We start from the raw sequence: 25,248 nt of genomic DNA on the forward strand, positions 1-25,248 counted from the left end.
CCGCTACCGGAAAATGTTTAGAGTTTAAGCAATTTCAGCATGTTATCGCTCTGTTAAAGATGTATTCACCCGGGTAACAGGTGAGCTCTGGCGGTTCTCCCACAGCACCGTCAGGCCGCGCTGGAGCGCGATAAAAATAAACAGCAGAATGCCGATGGCGATTTTGGTCCACCAGGAGCTGAGCGTGCCGTCGAAGTTGATATAGGTCTGAATCAGCCCCTGGATCGCCACGCCAAACAGCGTGCCGAGGACTGTCCCCACTCCGCCGCTGAGCAGCGTACCGCCAATCACTACCGAGGCAATGGCGTCCAGCTCAACGCCCACCCCCGCCAGGGCATAGCCTGCCTGGGTATAAACCGAGAATACAATCCCCGCGAGGGTGGCCAGCCCGGTCGAAAGCATGTAGATGCGAATAGTCGTGCTGCGCGTGGAAATTCCCATCAGGTTCGCGGACGTGGCGCTGCCGCCAATGGCATAAACCTGGTTACCAAATCGGGTACGGTGGGCGAGGAAGATCCCGATCACCACCACGCCCAGCATCAGCAGCCCCATTGCGCTCAGGCGCCCCCCGCCGGGAATTTTCCACGCCAGACTGGAGAGCGTGTCGTAGATCGGATGGTTAATTGGAATTGACTCCTCCGACACCAGATAGCTCACGCCGCGCAGGAAGAACATCCCGGCGAGGGTGATGATAAAGGCCGGGATTTTCAGCGCATCGATCAAAAGCCCCATAAAGGCGCCGAACGCGCAGCCCATGACCAGCACCAGCGAAAAAGCCAGCAGCGGCGAAATCCCCCAAAAGCCAATCGCCTTGGCAAGGAACACGCCGGTAAAGGCGATCACCGACCCAACGGAGAGGTCGATCCCGCCGGAGAGGATCACAAACGTCATGCCGACGGCGATAATGCCTAAAAAGGCATTGTCGGTCAGGATGTTGCAAATCACCCGCGTGGAGGCGAAGCCCGGGAACTGGGTCAGGCAATAGAGGTACCCCAGCACGAACACGCCCAGCGTGATCATTAACGGCAAATTACGTTTTATCATGACCGCGGTTCCCCTTAATGAGAGTGATAAAGCGCGGCGACTGCACGATAAGTACGATAAGCACCACGACCGCTTTGACGACCTGATTCAGCTCCGGCTGGAACCCGGAGAGCAAAATACCGGTATTCATACCCTGAATAATCAACGCCCCCACCACCGAGAGCAGCAGATTAAAACGTCCGCCCATCAGCGATCCACCGCCGATAACCACCGCGAGGATCGCATCCAGCTCGAGCCAGAGTCCGGCGTTATTGGCATCCGCTCCGCGAATATCGGCGGCCACGATCACCCCGGCAATCGCAGCACAGACGCCGCTCAGCACGTAAGTCAGCATCACCATCAGCCGCGTATTTACCCCGGCGTTTTTCGCGGCCCGAATGTTAATCCCCACCGCTTCGATGAACATCCCGAGCGCCGTTTTGCGGGTGAAAAGCCAGAACACCACCAGCGTCACCAGCGCGAAGATCACCGGCGTCGGGAAGAACAGAAAATTACCGCTGCCGATCCACGCCAGGCTCGGGGAGTTAAAGGTGACGATTTGACCGGAGGTGATAAGCTGCGCCACACCGCGCCCGGCCACCATCAAAATCAACGTCGCGACAAACGGCTGGATCTTGAGCACTGCGACCAGAATGCCGTTCCATAGCCCGGCTAATACACCGGAGCCCAGCGCGGCCAGCAGAACCACCGGCAGGCTGTGCCCGGCGACGGTCATCGAGGCGGCGGTGGCGCCCGCAATCGCCATTACCGCACCGACGGAGAGGTCGATCCCGCCGGTGGCAATGACCAGCGTCATACCAATCGCCAGCAGCGCCACGGGCGCGGCACGGTTTAAGATGTCGATTGGGCTACCAAACAGGCGGCCATCCTGCACGACAATCTGAAAGAAATGCGGAGCCACCAGGCTATCCACCAGCAGCACCAGCAGCAGCGCCACGATTTGCGGCGTGCCGGTCGGCCAGGTGAAGCGGCGCTTCGCTTCGCCAGTTTGCGAAAGAGAACGGGACATCACATTTGACTCCTTACGCCGCGATGGCATTCATGATCGCCGGAACCGACAGTTTATCCAGCGGGATCTCTGCCACCTGCCTGCGATCGCGCATGATGATGACGCGATCGGCATAGCCGACCAGCTCCTCCAGCTCAGACGAGATCACCAGCAGCGCCAGACCGTCGGCGCAAAGCGTTTCGATAAGCCGGATGATTTCGGCGTGCGCGCCCACGTCGATACCGCGCGTGGGCTCGTCGAGGATCAGGAACTGCGGTTTGGTGAGCAGCCAGCGAGAGAGGAGAACCTTCTGCTGATTACCGCCCGAGAGGAACTCGATGGGCTGTTCCGCGCTCGGGGTACGGATACCGAGCTGGCGGATGAAGCGCTCGGCAATCGCGTTCTGCTCGCGCTTAGGGATCGGACGCAGCCAGCCGCGCTGGGCCTGTAGCGCCAGAATGATGTTTTCCCGCACCGAGGCGGCGGCAATAATCCCGTCCGTTTTCCTGTCCTCCGGACAGAAGCCCACGCCGAGGCACGACGCCTGATGCGGTGAACGTAGCGTTTGCGGCTTGCCTTTGATCAGCGCCGTTCCGCTGTCGGCAGGTTTGATCCCGAAGATGACTTCGGCGGTTTCGGTGCGCCCGGAGCCTAACAGCCCCGCCAGACCCACAATTTCACCGGGGCGTACCTCGAGGTTAAACGGCGCGATGGTCCCTTTTCTGCCGTAATCGTGAAACGCGGCGATCGGTTTTTCGCTCAGCAGCGTACGGCCCGCGCGCTGAAGCGCGTTGGTCTCCAGCTCGCGGCCCAGCATCATTTTGACCAGCTCTATCTGCGGCAGCTCGCGGGTTTCCCGGCAGCCGACAAAGCTGCCGTTGCGCAGCACCGTTATACGGTCGCTCACCTCGTAAACCTGATCGAGGAAATGCGTCACGAAAATCAGGCTGACGCCCTGATTACGCAGCTGGCGCATCAGGGTAAAAAGCATCTCCACTTCCTGGGTATCGAGGCTGGCGGTGGGTTCATCGAGGATCAGCACTTTCGCCGAGAGATCGATAGCGCGACAGATCGCGACGATTTGCTGCATCGCTACGGAAAAACGGTTCAGCGGTTCGCGCACGTCGAGAGAGAAGCCATACGATTCCATCAGCTTCGCGGCGCGCGCTTCCATCTCTTTGCGGCGCAGCAGGCCAAAACGTCTGGGTTCGCGGCCAATAAACAGGTTATCCGCTACCGACATGTTTGGCAGCAGGTTCACTTCCTGGTAGACCGTGCCGATCCCCAGTTGCTGGGCATGCGCGGTGTTTTTGGGCGAAATGGCGTTACCTTCCAGCCAGATAGCGCCGCGATCGGCGTGATAGACCCCGGTCAGGGTTTTAATCAGCGTCGACTTCCCCGCCCCGTTTTCGCCGAGCAACGCCATGATCTCCCCACGCCGCAGGCTGAAATCAACGTTATCCAGCGCCTTAACGCCAGGGAAAAATTTACTCAGGCCCTCTGTGCGGAGGATTTCCTGGTGTTGTTCGGTGGTCATGGTTTCCCCCTGCATCAGGCCGGATGACGCTACGCTTATCCGGCCTACAAAAGAGCGTATCGTAGGCCGGGTAAGCGCAGCGCCACCCGGCAATTTCACTGGATCAGTAGCCCATATTTTTCTTCTTCTCTAACTCTTCTTTCGCCGTGTCCGGCAGGTAGAGCGTGGATTTGGTGATGGTCAACTTCTCAGGCTGGGTGCCGTCTTTCTTGAATTTCTCCAGCGCATCGAATGCCGGGCCCGCCATATTTGGCGTCAGCTCCACGCTGGCGTTCGCTTCGCCGTCAATCATCGCTTTGTAGATGTCCGGTACGCCGTCGATCGAGCCGGTGAGGATATCTTTGCCCGGCTTCAGGCCCGCTTCTTTGATGGCCTGGATGGCGCCGATTACCATGTCGTCGTTGTGGGCATAAACCATGCAGATATTTTTGCCGTTATTTTCTGCCTTGATGAAGCTTTCCATGACCTCTTTACCCTTGCTACGGGTGAAGTCGCCGGACTGAGAACGGATGATTTTGATGTTTGGTGCTTTGGCGATGGCCTCCGCGAAACCTTTCTTACGGTCGATAGCCACGCTCGCCCCGACGGTGCCCTGCAACTCAACCACGTTACACGGCTTGCCATCCACCTGCTTCACCAGCCAGTCACCAATCAGTTTGCCTTCCAGCACGTTATCGGCGGTGACGGTGGTCATATAGAGAGATTTGTCTTTTACGTCGATGGAACGGTCGAGCAGGAAGACCGGAATTTCAGCATCTTTGGCTTCCTTCAGCACCGGCTCCCAGCCCGTGGCGACAACCGGGGCAATAAAGATGGCATCCACGCCCTGAGCGATAAACGAGCGCACCGCTTTAATCTGGTTCTCTTGCTTTTGCTGACCATCGGCGATTTTCAGCGTAATACCGCGCTTTTCGGCCTCACTTTTCGCCACATTCGTTTCAGCGGCGCGCCAGCCAGATTCAGATCCGACCTGCGAAAATCCAACGGTTAAGGGTGCGGCCATCGCCATAGACGACATGGCTGCCGAAACTGCTGTAACAAGAAGTAAGCGCTTCCACATATGAACGTCCTCGTAGGGTAGGTTATTGTTGGTTAAAAGATGTTCCGCGGATGAACTATAGCCAATCGAATATGTTACGGATTGCGTTACATCACACTTCAGAAAAGTGAATAAAACGTTAATCACAAGTTTGTAATCGCTTTCATTTCTACATTTAAAATGCGGCTGAGTTTATGGATTATCCTGTCATGGAAACGGTCTGAAAAGTGAAGGCGTGAGGGAGAGAAGACGAAAACAGGCGGAGACTTTCAGCGCCAGTTGGCTATAATACCTGCCACTTGTTTACCATCCATTTTAAAGGACACCGACATGAGCTTACTCAACGTCCCTGCGGGTAAAGAACTGCCAGAAGACATCTACGTTGTGATCGAAATCCCGGCCAACGCAGATCCAATCAAATACGAAATCGACAAAGACACCGGTGCGCTGTTCGTTGACCGTTTCATGTCTACCGCCATGTTCTATCCGTGCAACTACGGCTACATCAACCACACTCTGTCTCTGGACGGTGACCCGGTTGACGTACTGGTCCCAACGCCATATCCATTGCAGCCAGGCTCCGTCATTCGCTGCCGTCCTGTTGGCGTGCTGAAAATGACTGACGAAGCGGGTGAAGATGCGAAACTGGTTGCCGTACCGCACACCAAGCTGAGCAAAGAGTACGATCACATTAAAGATGTGAACGACCTGCCAGAGCTGCTGAAAGCGCAGATCGCCCACTTCTTCGAGCACTACAAAGATCTCGAAAAAGGCAAATGGGTTAAAGTTGAAGGCTGGGATAACGCAGAAGCGGCGAAAGCAGAAATCATCGCCTCCTTCGAGCGTGCTGCTAAGAAGTAATTCTTACTGCTGAGACTAAGCCCCGCGCGTCGGGGCTTTTTTGTGGTTGTCGATGCGCCCGGCGGCGCTACGCTTGCTCGGGCCTACAATCAGCAAGAGGCGCAAAACGACAACGCCACCTTACGGTGGCGTTGTCGTTTTTCAGAACTGGTCTCTGTCTAACCAGTTACCGCTTTCAATCAACGTTAACCCGTCGACCGAACGTTGGTACACGTACATCCATGCACTGCCGTAAGGCGTCTGGATCAACTGGCGAGCGTATTCACCGCCCCTGGTGCGCAAGGCATCAAGTTCGGCCAGCGTGGCATTATCAATACGATAAACCTCACCCTGTACCGTTCCGTTCCCCGGAACCGCGCCTGGATAGTGGCCCAGACTGTACAACTGGTAGTTTTCGATTGTGTAATTTCCCAGCAACTGGGCGTTGGTCATCCAGTGGCTGTTGCCTTGCCTGGTTCGTAAACTGCCGTAAACAAATATTCGCATTGCTAAAACTCAAACTGATAGAGCAGATCAAGTGCCTGGTCTACGCCGGACACTGCTTCCAGATATAGCTTAGGCATCAGGCGATAACGTAACGTGAGTGTAGCCAGTGAGTCAAAGATCCCCACGCCATATTTTACCTGTAGACCCGGCAGTACATAGCCGCTGACCACTACCTGCGAAGAGTCACCCACGCCCTGAGTGTCCAGCGCCAGATTGCTTACGCCAAACGTCTCGCCGATTTTACCCACAACCTGACCACTTTGTGCAACCCCCAGACCGACTAACATTGATGTCATTGCCGCACCATCGCCCTGTTGGCTATCCAGACCCTGGCCGCGAAGGAGGTAAGAGAGCGCTTCCTGTTGCGACATGGCCGGGTCAGAGAAGATCTCTGCCTTAGGTTCATCGGCGGAGCCCGTCACGCGCACGCCTGCAATCACATCATCTTCGGTGGCTTCCGGGTTACGGATCGCTTCGATATTGAGTACTGGCTGATCCGGTGGACCGGAGAACAGCAGCTCGCCTTTACGCACAATCAAATCCTGACCGTAGGCATGGAAGCGCCCTTCAGGAATATTGATTTGTCCATTGAGGCCAAGTCCCTGTTGATCCTGCGCCACTTTCAGGTCACCCGTGAGTCTCGCCTTCAGCCCAAACGCGTCCAAACGCACGTTATTCCCCACGTGCACGATAAGATTACTATTGATCGGTATGCCAGCGCTCTTCTGTTCAACAGGTTTCAGATTTTCATTGAGCATAACTTCGTCACTGGAGACGCCAACCGCGCTTTCCGGCACCTCGTGAACCACGATGCGCGCCCACGGTACGTCAACACGGCCGTCCAGGGTGAAGAGACTCGGCGTTGCCTCAAAGACCACGTCTGGCGACACGTCCAGGCGCACCATCGGCGGTACCGTGATACGCACCCTGCTGCCCTTGGCCGCAATACGGGCGCGCCAGTTGTCGAGCTGGCTCCAGTCTGCGTCACCGCTCAGGTTGATTTGTCCCTGCTGCGTCAGTACTGAGCCACTGAGGGTTGAGCTTTGGCCGTTAAAGTTCATCGCCAGCTGGCTTGGCTGCATATCGAACGGCATAAAGTTACCGTCAATGTCCACGCCGTTTAACCGCATCTGGCCAAACAGCTGTGGGCTTTGCGCATCCCCCGCCAGACGCAGGTTGGCGCTGAGCATCCCCGCCGCCTTTTCTCCCCGCGAGAAGATCGGATTCACCATCGCCAGGTTGAAGTTGCGAATATTGACGTTGCCGCCGAGATTGCGCCGCCCTTGCGGATCGGTAATTTGCACCTGTCCGTCAAACTGACCGTTGTTGGTCAGGCGGATCAGCCATCCCAGTTCCGCACGATTGTTACGCAGGTCAGCGTTCACATTCAGGGTGTCGAACGCCACCGGCAGCGGCGCGTCATTGACCTCCTGCGTCACCTTCACGTTACGTCCGGAGAGGGTAACGCTGCCCTGCGGCAGTCCCTCTTTGGTGGTGTCCCACGCGACGTCCGCTTTGCCGCTGAAGACCCCGCTGGCCTGGGTGGTTTCCGGCATAAACGGTTTCAGCATCGCCAGGTCGAAACGGTTGAGGTTGATCTGCGCGCGTCCTTCCGCGCCCGCATCAATGGTCTGCGGCACGCACAGCTCAGCATTCGGGTTGGTCCAGCAGTGTGGCCCAATGCTGATCTTTTGCTCCGCGTTGCGGTAATCCAGCGCGACAGACCGCGACAGCACCAGCGGGCCGACCGGCGTGCTGAAGCGGGTGTTATCCAGCACGCCTTTCCAGCGCGTCGCCTGGCGGTCAAAACTGCCCGTCAGGTGCAGCTGCCCGGAGACCGGCTCGCCCTGCACGCGTAGCTGGAGATCGTGCTGCTTTTCGTTACCTTTTGCCGCCAGCGTGACCAGACTGATGTTCACGTCCGGCTGAGAGATACGCTCCACGCGCAGATCCAGGTTTCCGCCGATCTGATCGGTGGATTTCACGTCTCCCTCGACACGCACGCGGGCAATAGAAAGTTCCTGCCAGCGCAGGTTATTGGCGGTGATGTCCGCCAGCAGCTGCGGCGCCTCCACCGTACCGCGAACCTTCACTAACCCCTTCGCCGTGCCGCCAAGACCCGGCAGGGCGTTATCGAGATTTGGCGCGTCGATGGTGGCATCCAGATTGAGGTCTTTCACGCCCAGCTCGCCTTTGATATCCGCCGTGTTGCGACCCAGCGCCACGTGCAGGCCCGGGATCACCCACTGGAGATAGCTGTTGCCCTTAAGCGAGCCCTCTACGTTGACTTTGTTCTGCTTCACGTTGCCGGTGAGCTTGAGTTCCGGCACGTCCATCTGCCAGGTGCCACCGTACAGGCTACCGCGGGTTTTGATCAGGCCATCCAGTTTTGACGGCCAGTCCGGGACCTCTTTAGCGGTGTTGATCCCGGTCAGCTTCAGCTCGCCGCGCCAGCTGATCGCCTGCTGCCAGTCGAGCAGCGCGGTCAGCTCGGTTTTTCCTTCCAGCGCCGCCACGGTCAGCTTGTCGAGGTTAACCTGCAACTCGTTACCCTTCGCATCCAGGGTGATATCGGCGGGCGGTACCCCCTGCCCCTTCACTGCCGTGCGGAACGACAGCGTGTAGTCGGTCATTTTGCCACTCAGCTTCAGCTTCAGATCGTCAGCCTGGAACTGTTTTTCGCCGGTGAACGGCCAGTAAAGCTGCTTGCTGACAACCTCAAGGTTGAGCGGTAAACCGGCCTCTGCCAGCTGGATTTGCCCGCGCAGCACCATATCCACCGGTCCGGAGAGGTTCACGCCGAACTCCAGCTTCTCGCGCAGCGCGCCGCCGACTTTCACCTTCACCTTTTCGCCTTTCAGCGGATCGATGTTCAGGGCGCTGTTCAACGTAATATCTACCGGCCAGTTGTCGCGCAGCAGCGCATTGCCTGAGGCGTTGACCGACCCCTGGTTAGTATCAATATCCAGCGCGTCGAGCTTCATGTTGCCGTCGATACTGCTGACTTTAAGCAGCATGTTGAAGACCGTCAGATCGGTATCGCCGGTCAGACGCAACTGCTCGCCCTTAAACTCTTCGATATTGAGGTTCAGCGGCAGATGCACGTCGGTCATCTCCGGCAGAACCGGTTTCGAGAAGAGATCTTTCAGCGTTTCGCCCAGCGGTTTTTCTTCCGGCTGCGGGTTCTGGATCTTCGGCTCGACGATCTCTTCCTGCGCCACGTCGGCCACCTTCGGCAGCGCAATCAGCAGCCCTTGCAGGGAGGTTGGGGTCAGGGTGAGGTTTTTCTCCTGCCAGCGCAGACCGGAGGTGAAATCCATCACGGATACCGTCGTGTCGTCGATTTTGATATTCACGTTATCCAGTGCGACCCGGTAAAGCGCAATCGGGTACGGCGTGGAGAGGTTCAGCGGGCCGCTGTCCTCTTCTTCGACAGGCTCGGACTTCGGCATTTTTTTGGAATCTATCGCCACGTTAACGTCTTTTAGCGACAGATCGTTTACGCACAGCTGGCTGTCCCGCAGGCAGCCGAGCTTGACCGCCAGATGAAACTCGCCCGCGTTCACCGCCACGCCGGGCTGTTCATAACGGATATTTTTCAGGCGCAGATCGCGCCAGCCGCCCGTTACCTGGCCGATTTCCAGCCCTGGCACCCAGCGGTTCGCGGCGTTAAACAGCAAATGCAGGCCCGTGGTGGTGCCCACCAGAAACGCCACCGTACCGAGCAGTAATACGATAAAAATCAGCACCCCGAGGCTTATCTTCTTCCATAAACTCATAATTCAGGCCCCAGACCGATGTAAAACTGTAAACCGTGTTCGTCTTTGTCGCCCACCGGAACGGCGAAATCGAGCTTGATGGGCCCGACCGGTGACTGCCAGCGCACGCCTACGCCCGCGCCGGTTTTGAAATCGCTGCGGCGGATATCGTTCACCGCTTCACCGCCGTCAACGAACATCGCTCCCCACCACTTGCCGCTGACGTTGTACTGGTACTCCAGCGAGCCAGTCGCCAGTTTTGACGCCCCGGTCAACTGGCCTTTGTCGTTTTCAGGTGAGATCGATTTGTACTTATACCCGCGAATGCTGCGGTCGCCCCCGGCGAAGAAGCGCAGATCCGGCGGGACGCGTTCGAAATCACCGGTTTCGATCCAGCCGAGATTACCGCGCATCACAAAGCGGTGTTTGTCGTACAGCGTGCGGATCCAGACGTTTTGCGCCTGAAAGACGGAGAAGTCTACGTCGGAGCCCCAGGCGGTGTTGGAGTAATCGATGGAGTAGCGCTGAGAATCGCCCCAGGTCGGCATCAGGCCACCGCGCGAGCGGGTACGGCTGATCATCACGCCCGGATAAAGCAGCATGGTGGTGTTGGTGACGTTTGCCTGGGTAAAGTGGTCGAGGCTCCAGCGCAGGTTAATGGCGCGCTGCCAGCCGCTGGAGAGATCCCAGAAGCGTGATACCGCAAGCGTCGTCGAGTCCTGCTCGGTATCGTTCAAATCGGTACGCTTAAAGCCGCCCTGCACGAGGTAGTATTGCTCAAGCGGATTTTTCAGCAGCGGCATTTTATAGCTGAAGTCCAGCTGCTGTTCAGGCGCAGACAGGCTGACGCTGGTGGTCAGGCTGTGGCCGTAGGAGTTCATCCACGGTTTTTTCCATGAGGCTTTCACGCGCGGGCCGACGTCCGTGGAGTAGCCGACACCGGTCTCAATGGTGTTCTCGGTGCGCGGAGAGACCACGCCATGCAGCGGTAACACTTTCGTTTTACGGGATTTATCAAATTCCGGCGCTACCACCACGGAGTTAAACCAGCCCGTCGCGGACAAACGACGGTTCAGCTCGCCCAGGTCGCTGGACTGGTAGTAGTCGCCCTTTTTAAACGGCACCAGATTTTGCAGATACTCGTCACGGATTTGCGATCCTTCGAAGGTCACATCGCCAAACCGGTAGCGCTCGCCGCTGTCGTAATCGATATCCCAGAATGCCTGACGTCGCTCAAGCGCAACGCCCAGCTGGCTTTTGTTGAACCGGCTGTCGAAGTAGCCTTTGCGCAGCGAAACGCTGGTTAAGGATTTTTTAAAACGATCGTAATCCCCGTGATTGAGCACGGTGCCCACTTTCGGTCGGGTGCTGAGCAGATCCAGGTAGTCCCGATCGGTGCGCGCACCGCCGCGCAACACCACGTTCGTGCCGCCAATCAGGACGGGTTCGCCCGGCGAGACGCGGGCAATCAACACCTGGCGTCCTTTCGCCGGCGGCGGGCGTAAATCGAAATCGATGGTGGGTTCGTAGTACCCCAACGCCTTTAAGCCTTCGCGGATGGCGTCATCCACGCGCGCGCGAAAACGCCGATCCGGCGTGACCTCATCGCTCTGGATAGTAGAAAGCTGCGCACGCACGTTTTTTTCCAGCGCCCCGGATAACCCCTCAACCTGCAAACGGACATTCGCCGCGCTGGCAATCCCGCTGGTCAGCATTAAACTGACTAAACATAACTGGCGGATCTTTGTCACGTTTTCTCCTGAATATCCCTGTTTCCACCCTGGAAGCAAATGCAGTGCCGCTCCGCGGCAAAATACGGCCTGAAAGCCAAAAACCCAAATTACGGGTTGAAAAAGGGTGTAACACCCAAATATTTCTTATGATTAAATCTAGACTCATTCATCGCATTTATTGTGTTCAATTAAACGCTTCGTGACAACCTTAACCGAAACAACGCTACCCGGGAGGCCCCACCGTGAGTTTATTCGATAAAAAGCATCTGGTATCACAAGCCGATGCGTTACCGGGACGCAACACCCCTATGCCAGTGGCAACATTACACGCCGTAAACAACCATTCAATGACAAACGTTCCTGATGGAATGGAGATCGCCCTGTTTGCCATGGGTTGCTTCTGGGGCGTAGAACGCCTGTTCTGGCAACTGCCGGGCGTGTACAGCACCGCTGCGGGCTACACCGGAGGATATACGCCTAACCCAACCTACCGCGAAGTCTGTTCCGGTGAAACCGGTCATGCTGAAGCGGTGCGTGTGGTGTATGACCCGAGCGTCATTAGCTATGAACAGCTGCTCCAGGTGTTCTGGGAAAACCATGACCCGGCGCAGGGCATGCGTCAGGGTAACGATCACGGCACCCAATACCGTTCGGCCATCTACCCGCTCACCCCAGAGCAGGAGGCCGCCGCCCACGCCAGCCTGACGCGTTTCCAGGAAGCGATGCAGGCGGCCGGTGATAAACGTCAGGTCACGACGGAAATCGCTACCGCGAAACCGTTCTACTATGCCGAAGACGACCACCAGCAGTACCTGCATAAAAATCCGTACGGCTACTGCGGTATCGGCGGCATTGGCGTTTGCCTGCCTCCCCAGCAGGCCTGATTACTGCAACAGCGCCACGCGAGCCGCGTGGCGCGTGGCATTACTCACCGAACCGTAATCAATGACTTTCCCCTGCAACAGCAGGTTAAACACTGGCGCCTGTGGTCGGTTGAGCCGCGTTTGCAGCAAATGCACCGCTTCTATGCCCAAATCCCGACAGGGCACCGTGATCCCCGTAATGGGCTTTTCAAGCCGGTTTGCTAAATTCCACGCAAAATCGGTGGTGATGATGGAGATGTCTTCCGGCACGCGCAGCCCATGCCGCTGTAACGCCTTCAGCACACCCTCGGTCATGCTGGTGCTGTTGGGAAAAATGACCTCAGGCCACTGCGCTCTGTCGTGACGTAACAGCCACGCATCCAGCTCGCGCTCAGCCTCTTCAGCGGTAAACCACTCCGTGACCAGTAAATCCCGCTGCGGCTCAAACGCCACATGAAAATGCCGGTACGCTTCTTTAATTCCATCCAGCCGGGCATAGAGCGTGTCCCGGCGTAAACAGGTGATGGTCAGCACCCGGCGATGCCCCTGCTCGAAAAGATATTGCATCGTGGTAAAGCCGATTGCGCGATGATCGGGGGAAACCGAATCCAGCACCCGGTCTCGGTCAACGGAATTAATTAATACACAGGGTTTATTCAGCGTGCTGGCCAGCTTAAATATGGTGGAATCATCCGTACCAATGATAATTATTGCGTTAATATTTTTATGGCTTGCCTTTTCCATAAATAATTTCACGTCCGCATTTTGTTCCTCTAATCCGCAATAACTGATCCAGACATTATGTGGCGCGCTGGCTTCCGCAATGCCTTTGGTCACTTCCAGATAAAAAATATCCCCACGCCCCTGAAACGTTCTTTCAGGCGCAAATACAGCGATTCCGTTAATTAAAAGCCGTCCGCTCGCCATCGACTCCAGCACGCCAAGCTCCCGTGCGATGCGGACAATGGCTTCCCGGGCCTTATCGCTGGTATAAGACTTGCCGCTCAACACCCTGGAAACCGTGCTCACGGAATATCCCGTCAGGGATGCGATCTCCTCCATTTTTAACTTGCCCGGCATAGTGTGACCTCGCTCTCAATCAGTTTTTGCAAATATTTGCAGAAACAGCGCTTTGATTTTAAAACCAAATTTCAAAATGGTTGGAGTTTACTTATTCACCTTGCGAGTATTCTCACAAAAACACATTGTCGCTACGTCTCGCCTTTCCTATTTTTCGGTCATCACGCTTTTTGGCTGAAATTAAGGTGAGACATGGAGAAGGTACGTTTTGGCATTATTGGTATAGGTAATATCGGTACGGTCCACGCACGCTATTTACTGGCCGGAACCGTCAGCGACGCCTGCCTTACGGCGGTGTGCGATAACGCGCCGGAAAAGCATCCGGCCATTCGGCAGCTGGTTGGTGGCATTCCGCTGTTCAGTGATGCGCAGGAGATGCTCCAGAGCGGGCTTATCGATGCGGTCATTGTCGCCACGCCGCATTACGATCACCCGCACCTGTCGATGCTGGCGATGCGCCACGGCATTCATACCCTGTGTGAGAAGCCAGTAGGCGTCTACACCGCGCAGGTCCAGGAGATGAACGCCTGCGCCCGGGAGTGCGACGTGGTGTTCGGCATCATGTATAACCAGCGGCCCAACCCGCTGTATCAGAAAGTGAAAGATCTGATCGACAGCGGCGAGCTGGGCGAGATCCGCCGCTCCAACTGGATCATCACCAACTGGTATCGCTCGCAGAGTTACTACAACTCCGGCGGCTGGCGCGCCACCTGGAAAGGGGAAGGCGGCGGCGTGCTGCTCAACCAGGACCCGCACCAGCTCGATCTCTGGCAGTGGCTGGTGGGCATGCCGGTTCGTCTGCGCGCGTTTTGCCAGTTCGGTAAGCATCGCGATATCGAAGTGGAAGACGAGGTGACAGCCTACGCCGAATATGCCAGTGGCGCGACCGGCGTGTTCATCACCACCGTCGCGGAAACACCAGGTACCAACCGCCTGGAGATTGTCGGCGATCGCGGCAAAGTGGTCGTCGACGAGGGCAAACTGCGCTACTGGCGGCTGCGCGAATCGGAAACCGAGTTTAACGCTCGCTGGCAGAATGGCTTCGGTGAGCCGGAATGCTGGGAGGTTTCTGTCCCTGTAGCCCCGGAATACAGCGAGCACCACGTCATCACCGCCAACTTCTGCGCCGCCGTGCTGCGCGGCGAGCCGTTGATTGCACCGGGTCTGGACGGCATTCGCGGTTTAACCCTCTCTAACGCCATGCACCTCTCCACCTGGACGGACGACTGGGTTGAGCTACCGCTAAACGAAAAGCAATACCTGCGCCTGCTTCAGCAGCGCATCAGCACCTCTGTAGATAAAGGGGCCACCAGCATCACGCTGGATGCCGCGGGTACCTGGTAACACCGGAGAAAATCGATGTTAAATGTCGCCATTGTGGGAACAGGAAATATCTCCCATAACCATATTCAGGGTTATTTGCAGTTTGGACAGCGCTGCCGGATCGTTGCGCTGGTTGATATCTATCCCGAGAAAGCGGAAGAGAAAAAAGCGCGTTACGGCCTGACGGACGCCCGCGTGTACGCCAGCCACCGGCAGTTGCTGGAGGATGCGCTTCCCATCGATATCGTTGACGTCTGCACCCCGCCCTATGTCCATGCGGAGATCAGCATTGATGCGCTTCATGCCGGCTGCCATGTGCTGTGTGAAAAACCGATGGCCGCCTCGCTGGAGGAGTGTGATGCGATGATCGCCGCCCAGCAGGCCAGCGGAAAAACGCTCTCCATTATTGCCCAGAACCGCTTTACCGATGCCTTCTGGCGCTTAAAAGCGGCGCTGGATTCCGGCCTCGCCGGAAAAATATGCCATGCGCAGGTGGATTCCTTCTGGTGGCGCGGACATTGCTACTACGACCTGTGGTGGCGCGGCACGTGGGAAAAGGAAGGGGGCGGCTGCACGCTGAACCACGCGGTGCACCATATTGACGCCATTCAGTGGATGCTCGGCTTCCCGTCTGAGGTGGTGGCGATGATGACCAACGTGGCCCATGACAACGCCGAAGTGGAAGACCTTAGCGCCGCGATATTCAAATACCCCAGCGGCGCACTCACCCAGCTTACCGCCTCGGTAGTACACCACGGGGAAGATCAGAAGATCATTATCCAGGGTGATAAAGCGCGCATCTCCGCCCCATGGCAGGCTTATGCCAGCGTGAGTGCTGACAACGGCTTCCCGCAGGAGACCAACGATATTGAGCGAGAAGCCCTGCTTGATGCCGTTTTCCAGGCGACGCCCAGGCTCGAATGGACTCTGCACACCGGGCAGATTAACGACCTGCTTCAGAGCATTGAGCGCGGTACGGCCCCGCTGGTGGACGGCGTGCAGGGTAAGCGCTCGCTGGAGCTGATTACTGCGATGTATAAATCAGCCATTACCCGCAGTGTCGTTTCCCTGCCTGTTGGCCGCGATGATCCGTTTTACCGTACCGGCGGGACGAACGCCCTCGCCCCCCGTTTTTATGAAAAATCCGCAAGCGTCGCCAACTTCAGCGAAGTGGGCGCTATCCCTCTGGGTAAAGATCTGGATCGAGGACTGTAACCATGAACAAGAATGACGGAATGAACTACGCGCCGGTGGGCAAACCGCAGCCGGTGGTGCAGGCGGGTGAATTTGTATTTGCCGCCGCCGCGCTCGACCACGGCCATATCTACGGAATGTGTAATGGCCTGATTGAAGCAGGTGCCACGCTGAAGTGGGTTTACGATCCCGATCCGGCGAAAGTGGACACGTTTGTTCAGCAGTACCCGCAGGTGAAGGTGGCTGATTCCCTGGATGTTATTCTCGCCGATGGCGACGTGCGCCTGGTGGCCGGGGCGGCCATCCCCTCCGAACGCTGTGCGCTGGGGCTGAAGGCGATGACGGCTGGCAAAGACTACTTCACGGACAAAGCGCCGCTCACCACCCTTGAACAGCTGGCAGACGCCAAAGCGATGGTGGAGAAAACCGGGAAAAAATACGCGGTCTACTACAGCGAGCGTCTGCACGTGGAAAGCGCGGTCTTTGCCGGGCAGTTGGTACAGCAAGGCGCCATTGGTCGCGTGGTGCAAACCCTGGGCATGGGGCCGCACCGGGAAGGGACTGGCCGCCCGGACTGGTTCTACGATCGCCGCTATTTCGGCGGCATCCTGTGCGACATCGGCAGCCACCAGATCGAGCAGTTCCTGTTTTATACCGGCAACCGCGACGCCACCGTGGTCGCCAGCCAGGTGCGCAACGTTAACCACCCGCAGTATCCCGCATTCGAAGATTTTGGCGACGCCATGCTCAAAGGAGAAAACGGCGCCAGCGGCTATTTCCGTTGTGACTGGTTCACTCCTGACGGGCTCTCCACCTGGGGCGATGGTCGCCTGACGCTGCTCGGTACCGACGGGTATATCGAGATCCGTAAATATGTCGATCTCACCCGGGGTGAGCAGGATGTCGTCTACCTCGTCAATAACGAGGGCGAGTTCCGCTATCCTGTGGCCGGGCAGGTTGGGTTCCCGTACTTTGGCGAACTGATCCTCGACTGCCTGCACCGCACCGAAAATGCCATGACTCAGGCGCACGCTTTCAAAGCTGCCGAACTGTGCGTGAAAGCACAAATGCTCGCAAACGCAGCTGACTAAGGGGACGACATGAACATCCTGAACACGGCGATTATCGGTGCCGGGGCTATTCACAGTTGCCATGTGAATGCCCTGAGGCAAATCCCCAATGTCGCGCTGCGCGCGCTGGTCGATATCGACAGCGTCAAAGGACTGAAGCTGGCGATGAACTATCAGTGCCGCTTTTATCAGGATTACCGGGAAATGCTGCTGGATGACTGCATCGACGTGGTGCATATCTGCACGCCCCACTTCGAGCACAAAAACATGATTCTGGCGGCGCTGGCCGCCGGGAAACATGTCTTTTGCGAAAAACCGGTGGGCATGAACAGCAGCGAGCTTGCCGACATTGCCTCTGCCGCCGCGCAGGCACCCGGCAGGCTCGGCGTCTGCTACCAGAACCGGCTCAATCCGACCAGCCTGCGCATTCGCAAGGAGCTGGCGGAAGGCGTACTGGGAAAGATGTTAAGTATCAAAGCTGTGCTGACCTGGTCCCGCTCGGGGGCGTATTATACGGAAAGCCCGTGGCGCGGGCAGCTGGCAACGGAAGGCGGAAGCCTGCTAATCAACCAGGCGATCCATACCCTCGATCTGATGCAGTGGTTCGCGGGTGGCGTCACGCGGCTGAAGGGGGTAGTCGACAGCGGGGAACTGGCTGACGTCACGCAAGGGGAAGACAGCGCGATGGCCACGCTTCACTTTACCAACGGTGCGCGCGGTCTGTTTTATGCCAGCAACTGCCACACCACGGATTCCCCCCTCTGTCTGGAGATCCACTGCGAGCGCGGCTCACTGCTGCTCAACGACAACACGCTCTGGCGCATAACGCCCGGCGAACGATTTCGCCTGGAAAGCGATGCCTCTCCTGATGGCACCGCAAAAAGTTACTGGGGATTAGGACACCAGCAGGCGATCCGCCGTTTTTATCACGCTATTCATCACCCGGAGAGTACGGATTTTACCAATATTTGTACCGCCGGAAAATCACTCAAGATTGTGGAGGCTTTTTATCGGTCATCTCAGTTAAGACAATGGATAGATATTAATAATTAGAACGTCACGTGTAGTCCAGCAGTGCAATAAAAATACAACCTCTACATCTACCCTACACTGGATATTATTATGGTTAAACCAACTGAACGCAGAGTGGGTTATGGCGTGGCGCTTGGCTACGGCATAACCGACCTCTTTGGCGGAGGCGCTTTCGCCATTATCGGCACCTGGCTGTTATTTTTTTACACCACCTATTGCGGATTATCCGTCGTGGAAGCCGGCTCTATATTTGCTATTGCCCGCGTCATTGACGCGGTATTAAGCCCGATAATGGGTTACATCACCGACAATTTCGGCGACACCTGGCTTGGGCGTAAATTTGGCCGTCGTCGTTTCTTCTTATTACTCAGCTCTCCCTTAATGTTCCTCTATGCTCTGCTGTGGCTGACGGACATGGGTTACTGGTATTACCTGGGCACCTATCTTTCCATCGAACTGCTTTCAGCGATGGTGCTGGTGCCGTGGGAAACCCTCGCCGCGGAGATGACCAACCGCTATGAAGAGCGCAGCCGCCTGTCGGGCGTACGGATGATCTGCTCGCAATTGGGCGGTTTTCTTGCGGTGTCGGTTCCGGGCGTGATTATGCAATTTACCGGCAAAGATAATTCCTTTACCTACACGCTAACCGGACTGATATTTTCCTGCGTCTTTTGCATCGCGGTATTTATTACCTGGTACAGCACCTGGGAAGCAAAAGATGTGCATCAGGAGTATGACTTCAAAGTTGATACCCAGCGCAGCAGCGGAGTAATTAATCACCTCAAATATCTGGTGCTGGATCTCTTCTCTTCTTTTCGTATTCGCGCTTTCCGCCTGCATATTCTTATTTATATTTTCTCCTTCACCGCGATGGACGTATTTGGTTCAGTCTTTACCTATTACGTGGTGTATTGCCTGAGTCAGGATGCGGCAGCAGTGTCCGGCTGGCTAAGTATTGCGGCTTTTGCCTCCGTGCCGGGCACGTACGGATTTATGCTGTTACTCAACAGGCTGAACATGACCCCTTCCGCCGCACTGCGCCTTTCGTATAGCTGCATTTTCCTGGTGCTGGCATTCCTGTTTACGGTTTATCTCACCAAAACAGAGGTGCCAACGCTGCTGTTCTCCGCCGTCTTCATCCTGCTGGGTGCAGCCCGTTCCGGCCTCTATTACATTCCGTGGAATATTTATAGCTTTATTCCGGATATCGACGAGATCGTCACGCAGCAGCGCCGGGAAGGCATTTTCGCTGGCGTAATGGTGTTGACCCGCAAAAGCACCGTCGCCATTGCGATTATGATTATCGGCCTGGTGTTGCAGGAGTCCGGTTTTGTGAAAGGCAGTGGCGCACAGCCTGAAAGCGCGCTGGGAGCAATAATTGGCCTGATGATTTTTGCCACCGCCGCGCTGCTGGCAGTGAGCTTCTTCGCGACCTACAAATTTAAGCTGACCCGCGAGACGCATAAGGTGCTGCTCAAGGAGATCGCGCGTCGGAAGCTCGGTGGCGACTATCGCGACTGCGACGCCAGCACCCGTGTGGTCATCAAACAGCTGACAGGCTATGAGTACGATCAGGTCTGGGGCGGCGATGCCACACGCCTGGCTGTGGGCGAAAACTTATCCACCGTGAAATAGCCCTTCCCGCCGGATCGGCCCCATGCCGGTCCGGCTTTTTTTGCCGAAAACGTGACCTCTGGCAGGTTTACACGTCTTTACGCTATACTACCGCTGAAATAATCGGCTCAACGCTACGAGCTGAGTTCAATGTGTCTTCACACGAATGGTATCAACTCCCCTTCTGAGGATCTGGCGAGAAGCCGGATAAACTATGTTAAACAGTATTTTAGTAATACTTTGTCTTATTGCCGTCAGTGCATTTTTCTCGATATCGGAGATCTCGCTGGCTGCCTCCCGTAAAATCAAACTGAAGCTGCTTGCCGACGAGGGCAACATCAACGCATCACGCATTCTGAAAATGCAGGAAAACCCCGGCATGTTCTTTACCGTGGTGCAGATTGGCCTGAACGCGGTCGCCATCCTTGGCGGTATCGTGGGCGATGCAGCGTTTTCTCCGGCGTTTTATAGCCTCTTTGTTAAGTACATGTCCGTAGAGCTGGCCGAGCAGCTGAGCTTCATCCTCTCCTTCTCCCTGGTCACCGGCTTGTTCATTTTATTCGCGGACCTGACCCCGAAACGCATCGGTATGATTGCGCCAGAAGCTGTGGCTTTGCGTATCATCAACCCGATGCGCTTCTGCCTGTACGTGTTCCGTCCGCTGGTGTGGTTCTTTAACGGCCTGGCGAACGTCATTTTCCGCATCTTCAAGCTGCCGATGGTGCGTAAAGACGACATCACCTCCGATGACATTTATGCCGTGGTGGAAGCCGGGGCGCTGGCAGGCGTGCTGCGCAAGCAGGAGCACGAGCTGATTGAGAACGTTTTCGAACTGGAATCCCGTACCGTGCCGTCCTCCATGACCGGCCGTGAAAACATCATCTGGTTCGATCTGCATGAAGACGAGCAGAGCCTGAAGACCAAGGTGGCGCAGCATCCGCACTCCAAGTTTCTGGTCTGTAACGAAGATATCGACCATATCATCGGCTACGTGGACTCCAAAGACCTGCTGAACCGCGTGCTGGCCAACCAGAGCCTGGCGCTGAACAGCGGCGTGCAGATCCGCAACACCCTGATAGTGCCGGATACCCTGACGCTCTCCGAAGCGCTGGAAAGTTTCAAAACCGCCGGGGAAGACTTCGCGGTGATCATGAACGAATACGCGCTGGTGGTGGGCATTATCACCCTCAACGACGTTATGACGACGCTGATGGGCGACCTGGTCGGCCAGGGGCTGGAAGAGCAAATTGTGCAGCGTGATGAGAACTCATGGCTCATCGATGGCGGTACGCCGATTGAAGACGTCATGCGCGTACTCGACATTGACGAGTTCCCGCAGTCCGGCAACTACGAGACCATCGGCGGCTTTATGATGTTTATGCTGCGTAAAATCCCGAAACGTACCGACTCGGTGAAGTTCTCCGGCTTCAAGTTTGAAGTGGTGGATATTGATAACTACCGCATCGACCAGCTGCTGGTAACGCGTATTGATAGCAAACCGACCATGCTGGTGCCGAAACTGCCGGATGCCGAAGAGAAGGTGTCGGCGTAATCCTTTGTATGCCCCATAAACATCAACGGCTCCCATCGGGAGCCGTCTTTTTAACTACTACTGCATAGCACGTTGGTTAAGCCATCTCAGTTTGCAGACGCATAACCTGACGGTTGACTTCGGACATCACAGACAAGTGCTGTTTGTCCTTCACTTTTGGGATAAGGATTTTGCCCTTATCGAACTCAAAAGCGCCAACATCCTTGATGTACAACCGTCCACGGAACAGGATCTTCACGTACTTCGCCACCTGAAGCGGGTTGTAGCGTTGGAAAATTTTCATTCTTGTATCTCCTGCGAATCATACGCTCTTGCGGTGCCACAATCGGCCCGACTGTCCTGAGCGCAAATTTTGATGCCCAATGACTATAGACCAGAACCTCGTACTTACCCAGTGTGCATAAGTTTATTTACCGTTTGATTACAATTATTCAGAATAATCTTTGCAAAGCGTGATACAGCGCAGTATATGCCGTCGTTTTTGCATGGATATGTGCGTTCGCCCGCAAACTGGCATCGGGATTGCGGGAAAAGCCTATTGATCGCACTTATGATTAAAAGCGCATGACCAAGTGGTCGGATCACCTGCTAACAATAAGGAAACACCATGACCCTACGTAACCTCCTGGCAGCAGCTTGCCTGTTGCTGCCGCTGATGGCTTCCGCACACAACATTGAAAAAGGACAACGTGTCCCGCCGGTCGGCATTGCTGACCGGGGAGAATTGATTCTCGACAATGATAAGTTTAGCTATAAAACCTGGAATAGCGCGCAGCTTGCGGGCAAAGTGAGAGTTGTACAACATATTGCCGGACGTACATCCGCTAAAGAGAAAAATGCCACCCTCGTGGAAGCGATCAAAGCCGCAAAACTCCCGCACGATCGCTACCAGACCACCACCATCGTGAACACCGACGACGCGATTCCCGGCTCCGGGATGTTTGTGCGCTCAAGCCTTGAGAGCAATAAGAAGCTCTATCCCTGGTCGCAGTTTATTGTCGACAGCAACGGCGTGACGCGTAAGGCGTGGCAGCTGGAAGAAGAGAGTTCAGCGATTGTCGTGCTGGACAAAAACGGTCGCGTACAGTGGGTTAAAGACGGCGCGCTGACGCAGGATGAGGTGCAGCAGGTGGTTGCCCTGCTGCATAAGCTACTGACTCAGTAAAGTGATACCCGGAAGCCCGGATTCAGGAATGACTCGCGCGGGGTGTAGTCCAGTGGCTTACCCTGCCAGTCATGCACATGCGCGCCAGCGGCCGCCGCCACCGCATGCCCTGCCGCCGTATCCCAGACGTTCGTCGGCCCGAAACGGGGGTACAGCTGCGCCTGCCCTTCCGCCACCAGACAGAACTTCAGCGACGAGCCAATCGACGTCGTCTGGTGTTCACCCAGCTGTTGCAGATACTCCTCCAGCTCGCTGTCACTGTGCGAGCGGCTGATCACCACCAGCGGAGGACGAGCATCACGCACCTGGATCTGCTTACGCACGCCGCACTCTTCCTTCCAGGCTTTACCTTCCGCCGCGCTGTACATTACTTTCATCACCGGGGCGTAAACCACGCCAAGCACCGCTTTTCCTTTTTCAATCAGGGCGATGTTGACGGTGAATTCACCGTTACGCTTGATAAACTCTTTCGTGCCATCCAGCGGGTCGACAAGCCAGTAACGCTGCCAGTGCTGACGTTCATCCCAGCTCTGGGGCGCTTCTTCAGAAAGGACCGGAATATCCGGCGTCAGGGCCTGCAAACCTTTCAGGATCACCGCATGCGCCGCGATATCCGCCGCCGTCACCGGGGAGTCATCCGCTTTGCTGACAACATCCATCGGTTTCGCACCGTCGTACACCTGCATAATGGCATCACCCGCATCCCGTGCGAGCTGACAAATTTTATCTAACATTCTCCACCTCTTCGTTAACGCAGTGGGCATAACTTATTGTTTTAGTTATATCGTAATGTGAACAATTCCGCTATCTGTGAAGCAATTCTGGTTTCAGCGCCCTTTTTTCTGGCAGCATTCACACTTCTGTAAGCAACAAATACTACATACATATTCTTTTGTGGCTTGGATCGAAAAAAGGACTCCTCAGATGATTAAGTTTAGCGCAACGCTCCTGGCAACGCTGATTGCGGCAAGCGTTCAGGCAGCGACGGTGGATCTCCGTATTCTGGAAACCACCGATTTGCACAGCAATATGATGGACTTCGATTACTACAAAGATACCCCTACGGAAAAATTCGGACTGGTACGCACGGCAAGTTTGATCAACGCCGCCCGCGGTGAAGTGAAAAACAGCGTGCTGGTCGATAACGGGGACTTAATTCAGGGCAGCCCGCTCGGAGACTACATGGCGGCGAAGGGGCTGAAAAAAGGCGAGATCCATCCTGTTTATAAGGCAATGAATACGCTGGACTATGCCGTCGGCAACCTGGGCAACCACGAATTTAACTACGGCCTGAAATACCTGCACGACGCGCTGGCAGGTGCAAAATTCCCGTACGTTAACGCCAATATCATCGACGTTAAGACGAAGAAGCCGCTCTTCACCCCTTATCTGATTAAAGAGACCGAGGTTGTCGACCAGGACGGTAAAAAACAGACGCTGAAAATCGGCTATATCGGTTTTGTGCCGCCGCAGATCATGACGTGGGATAAAGCCAACCTCGACGGGAAAGTGACCGTCAACGACATTACCGAAACCGCGCGCAAATACGTGCCGGAGATGCGGGCGAAAGGGGCGGATGTGGTCGTCGTCGTGGCGCACTCTGGCCTCTCGGCCGACCCGTATCAGGTGATGGCTGAGAACTCCGTGTACTATCTCAGCCAGGTGCCGGGCGTGGATGCGATCCTGTTTGGTCACGCCCACGCCGTCTTCCCGGGCAAAGATTTCGTTGCTATCAAAGGCGCGGACATCGAAAAAGGGACGCTTAACGGTGTGCCATCGGTAATGCCGGGCATGTGGGGCGACCACCTTGGCGTGGTGGATCTGGTGCTGAATAAAGACAGCGGAAGCTGGAAAGTCACGCAGTCGAAAGCGGAAGCGCGTCCGATCTACGACGCAGCGGCCAAAAAATCTCTGGCAGGGGAAGATAAAAAGCTGGTCGACGTCCTGAAGCATGACCACGACGCGACGCGTGAATTTGTCAGCAAGCCGATCGGTAAATCGGCTGATAACATGTACAGCTTCCTCGCGCTGGTACAGGATGACCCGACCGTGCAGGTAGTCAACATGGCGCAGAAAGCCTATGCGGAGCACTATATTCAGGGCGATCCGGATATGGCAAATCTGCCGGTACTGTCTGCCGCGGCGCCATTCAAAGTGGGCGGGCGGAAGAACGATCCGGCCAGCTACGTTGAGGTGGAAAAAGGCCAGCTGACCTTCCGTAATGCCGCCGATCTCTACCTCTATCCCAACACCCTCGTGGTGGTGAAAGCCACCGGGAAAGAGGTGAAGGATTGGCTGGAGTGCTCTGCCGGACAGTTCAACCAGATCGATCCGCACAACAGCAAACCGCAGTCGCTGATTAACTGGGACGGTTTCCGCACCTACAACTTCGACGTGATCGACGGCGTGGAATATCAGATTGACGTTACCCAGCCCGCGAAATATGACGGCGAATGTCAGGCCATTAATCCGCAGGCAGAACGCATCAAAAACCTGACCTTCAACGGCAAAGCGATTGATCCGAATGCCACTTTCCTGGTGGTGACCAACAACTACCGCGCCTATGGCGGCAAGTTTGCCGGTACGGGTGACAGCCACATCGCCTTTGCCTCGCCGGATGAGAACCGTTCGGTGCTGGCGGCGTGGATCAGCGCGGAGTCGAAAAAAACGGGTGAAATTCATCCGGCGGTGGATAACAACTGGCGACTTGCGCCGATCCACAGCGACACTAAGCTGGATATTCGCTTTGAGACATCTCCGTCCGATAAAGCAGCCGCGTTTATCAAGGATAAGGCGCAGTATTCGATGCAAAAGGTCGCGACGGATGATATTGGGTTCGCGATTTATCAGGTGGATTTGAGCAGGTAGCGATGATTGTGCCGGGTGGCGGCTTCGCCTTACCCGGCCTA

Annotated in this window: 20 protein-coding genes; 10 read left to right on the forward strand and 10 right to left on the reverse strand. The window is 56.1% G+C overall.

Annotated features, from left to right (window positions below; all coding sequences use genetic code 11):
• Positions 1–42 precede the first annotated feature (42 nt).
• The 4 genes from yjfF to ytfQ all read right to left on the reverse strand — a co-directional run bounded on the left by yjfF (position 43) and on the right by ytfQ (position 4,629).
• Positions 43–1,044, reverse strand: a complete 1,002-nt coding sequence (gene yjfF / locus SK62_RS18625) for a galactofuranose ABC transporter, permease protein YjfF (RefSeq protein WP_047718223.1) — start codon at positions 1,042–1,044, stop codon at positions 43–45.
• The gene (gene ytfT / locus SK62_RS18630; protein ID WP_160840501.1) at positions 1,031–2,056 is read right to left on the reverse strand and encodes a galactofuranose ABC transporter, ATP-binding protein YtfT; all 1,026 of its coding nucleotides are present in this window, start codon (positions 2,054–2,056) and stop codon (positions 1,031–1,033) included. Before ytfT ends, yjfF begins: the two co-directional genes overlap by 14 nt.
• A gap of 10 nt (positions 2,057–2,066) precedes the next feature.
• Positions 2,067–3,569 (reverse strand): galactofuranose ABC transporter, ATP-binding protein YtfR, encoded by a 1,503-nt coding sequence (gene ytfR, locus SK62_RS18635; protein ID WP_017383923.1) that lies wholly within the window; start codon positions 3,567–3,569, stop codon positions 2,067–2,069.
• Between the two features lie 103 nt (positions 3,570–3,672).
• Entirely contained in the window at positions 3,673–4,629 is a 957-nt protein-coding gene (ytfQ, locus tag SK62_RS18640) for a galactofuranose ABC transporter substrate-binding protein YtfQ (protein WP_017383924.1), read from the reverse strand.
• Positions 4,630–4,938: 309 nt separating this feature from the next.
• On the opposite strand from ytfQ, the gene ppa reads away from it, so the two are divergent.
• Positions 4,939–5,469, forward strand: coding sequence for an inorganic diphosphatase (gene ppa, locus SK62_RS18645; RefSeq protein ID WP_006810347.1), 531 nt, complete (start codon positions 4,939–4,941; stop codon positions 5,467–5,469).
• Between the two features lie 141 nt (positions 5,470–5,610).
• On the opposite strand, the gene SK62_RS18650 is transcribed toward ppa, so the two are convergent.
• From SK62_RS18650 to tamA, 3 genes are read right to left on the reverse strand one after another with little or no spacing between them, the layout of a single operon-like run.
• On the reverse strand, positions 5,611–5,955 hold the full coding sequence (locus SK62_RS18650) for a gamma-glutamylcyclotransferase family protein (protein ID WP_017383925.1): 345 nt from the start codon (positions 5,953–5,955) through the stop codon (positions 5,611–5,613).
• A gap of 2 nt (positions 5,956–5,957) precedes the next feature.
• Complete coding sequence (tamB, locus tag SK62_RS18655) at positions 5,958–9,734, reverse strand: autotransporter assembly complex protein TamB (RefSeq protein WP_047364831.1); 3,777 nt, start codon at positions 9,732–9,734, stop codon at positions 5,958–5,960.
• Positions 9,731–11,464, reverse strand: a complete 1,734-nt coding sequence (gene tamA / locus SK62_RS18660; RefSeq protein ID WP_017694656.1) for an autotransporter assembly complex protein TamA — start codon at positions 11,462–11,464, stop codon at positions 9,731–9,733. Before tamA ends, tamB begins: the two co-directional genes overlap by 4 nt.
• Positions 11,465–11,688: 224 nt before the next feature.
• Here tamA and msrA point away from each other — a divergent pair, with 224 nt between their 5' ends.
• Positions 11,689–12,330 carry a peptide-methionine (S)-S-oxide reductase MsrA gene (gene msrA / locus SK62_RS18665; RefSeq protein WP_006810351.1) on the forward strand — a complete coding sequence of 214 codons (642 nt, stop codon included), beginning with the start codon at positions 11,689–11,691 and terminating at the stop codon, positions 12,328–12,330.
• Here msrA and SK62_RS18670 read toward each other — a convergent pair whose 3' ends face one another.
• Positions 12,331–13,389 (reverse strand): LacI family DNA-binding transcriptional regulator, encoded by a 1,059-nt coding sequence (locus SK62_RS18670; RefSeq protein WP_039271936.1) that lies wholly within the window; start codon positions 13,387–13,389, stop codon positions 12,331–12,333. It abuts the gene before it with no gap.
• Between the two features lie 192 nt (positions 13,390–13,581).
• On the opposite strand from SK62_RS18670, the gene SK62_RS18675 reads away from it, so the two are divergent.
• The 6 genes from SK62_RS18675 (at position 13,582) to SK62_RS18700 (ending at position 21,174) form a co-directional block, all read left to right on the forward strand.
• Entirely contained in the window at positions 13,582–14,733 is a 1,152-nt protein-coding gene (locus SK62_RS18675) for a Gfo/Idh/MocA family protein (RefSeq protein WP_047718218.1), read from the forward strand.
• A gap of 15 nt (positions 14,734–14,748) precedes the next feature.
• A complete protein-coding gene (locus SK62_RS18680; RefSeq protein ID WP_017383929.1) occupies positions 14,749–15,927 on the forward strand; it encodes a Gfo/Idh/MocA family protein in 1,179 nt (392 codons plus the stop codon).
• A 2-nt stretch (positions 15,928–15,929) separates the two neighbouring features.
• On the forward strand, positions 15,930–16,997 hold the full coding sequence (locus tag SK62_RS18685; protein WP_017383930.1) for a Gfo/Idh/MocA family protein: 1,068 nt from the start codon (positions 15,930–15,932) through the stop codon (positions 16,995–16,997).
• Between the two features lie 9 nt (positions 16,998–17,006).
• Complete coding sequence (locus SK62_RS18690; protein WP_047718216.1) at positions 17,007–18,029, forward strand: Gfo/Idh/MocA family protein; 1,023 nt, start codon at positions 17,007–17,009, stop codon at positions 18,027–18,029.
• Between the two features lie 69 nt (positions 18,030–18,098).
• Entirely contained in the window at positions 18,099–19,643 is a 1,545-nt protein-coding gene (locus SK62_RS18695) for an MFS transporter (RefSeq protein WP_017383932.1), read from the forward strand.
• A gap of 193 nt (positions 19,644–19,836) precedes the next feature.
• Positions 19,837–21,174: a polyamine export protein PaeA gene (locus SK62_RS18700; protein ID WP_017383933.1), complete on the forward strand. Its 1,338-nt coding sequence runs from the start codon at positions 19,837–19,839 to the stop codon at positions 21,172–21,174.
• 76 nt (positions 21,175–21,250) lie between these two features.
• Here the strand turns inward: SK62_RS18700 and SK62_RS18705 are convergent, their stop codons facing one another.
• Complete coding sequence (locus SK62_RS18705; protein ID WP_003856054.1) at positions 21,251–21,457, reverse strand: DUF1107 domain-containing protein; 207 nt, start codon at positions 21,455–21,457, stop codon at positions 21,251–21,253.
• Between the two features lie 324 nt (positions 21,458–21,781).
• On the opposite strand from SK62_RS18705, the gene SK62_RS18710 reads away from it, so the two are divergent.
• Entirely contained in the window at positions 21,782–22,339 is a 558-nt protein-coding gene (locus SK62_RS18710; RefSeq protein ID WP_017694658.1) for a YtfJ family protein, read from the forward strand.
• Here the strand turns inward: SK62_RS18710 and cysQ are convergent.
• Entirely contained in the window at positions 22,333–23,073 is a 741-nt protein-coding gene (gene cysQ / locus SK62_RS18715) for a 3'(2'),5'-bisphosphate nucleotidase CysQ (RefSeq protein WP_015572488.1), read from the reverse strand. The genes SK62_RS18710 and cysQ overlap by 7 nt on opposite strands.
• 190 nt (positions 23,074–23,263) lie before the next feature.
• On the opposite strand from cysQ, the gene SK62_RS18720 reads away from it, so the two are divergent.
• Positions 23,264–25,207, forward strand: coding sequence for a bifunctional 2',3'-cyclic-nucleotide 2'-phosphodiesterase/3'-nucleotidase (locus SK62_RS18720; RefSeq protein ID WP_047718215.1), 1,944 nt, complete (start codon positions 23,264–23,266; stop codon positions 25,205–25,207).
• The last annotated feature ends 41 nt before the right edge of the window (positions 25,208–25,248 follow it).

Source organism: Enterobacter sp. BIDMC109 (genome assembly GCF_001037885.1).
GTDB classification, from domain to species: Bacteria; Pseudomonadota; Gammaproteobacteria; order Enterobacterales; family Enterobacteriaceae; genus Enterobacter; species Enterobacter hormaechei_C.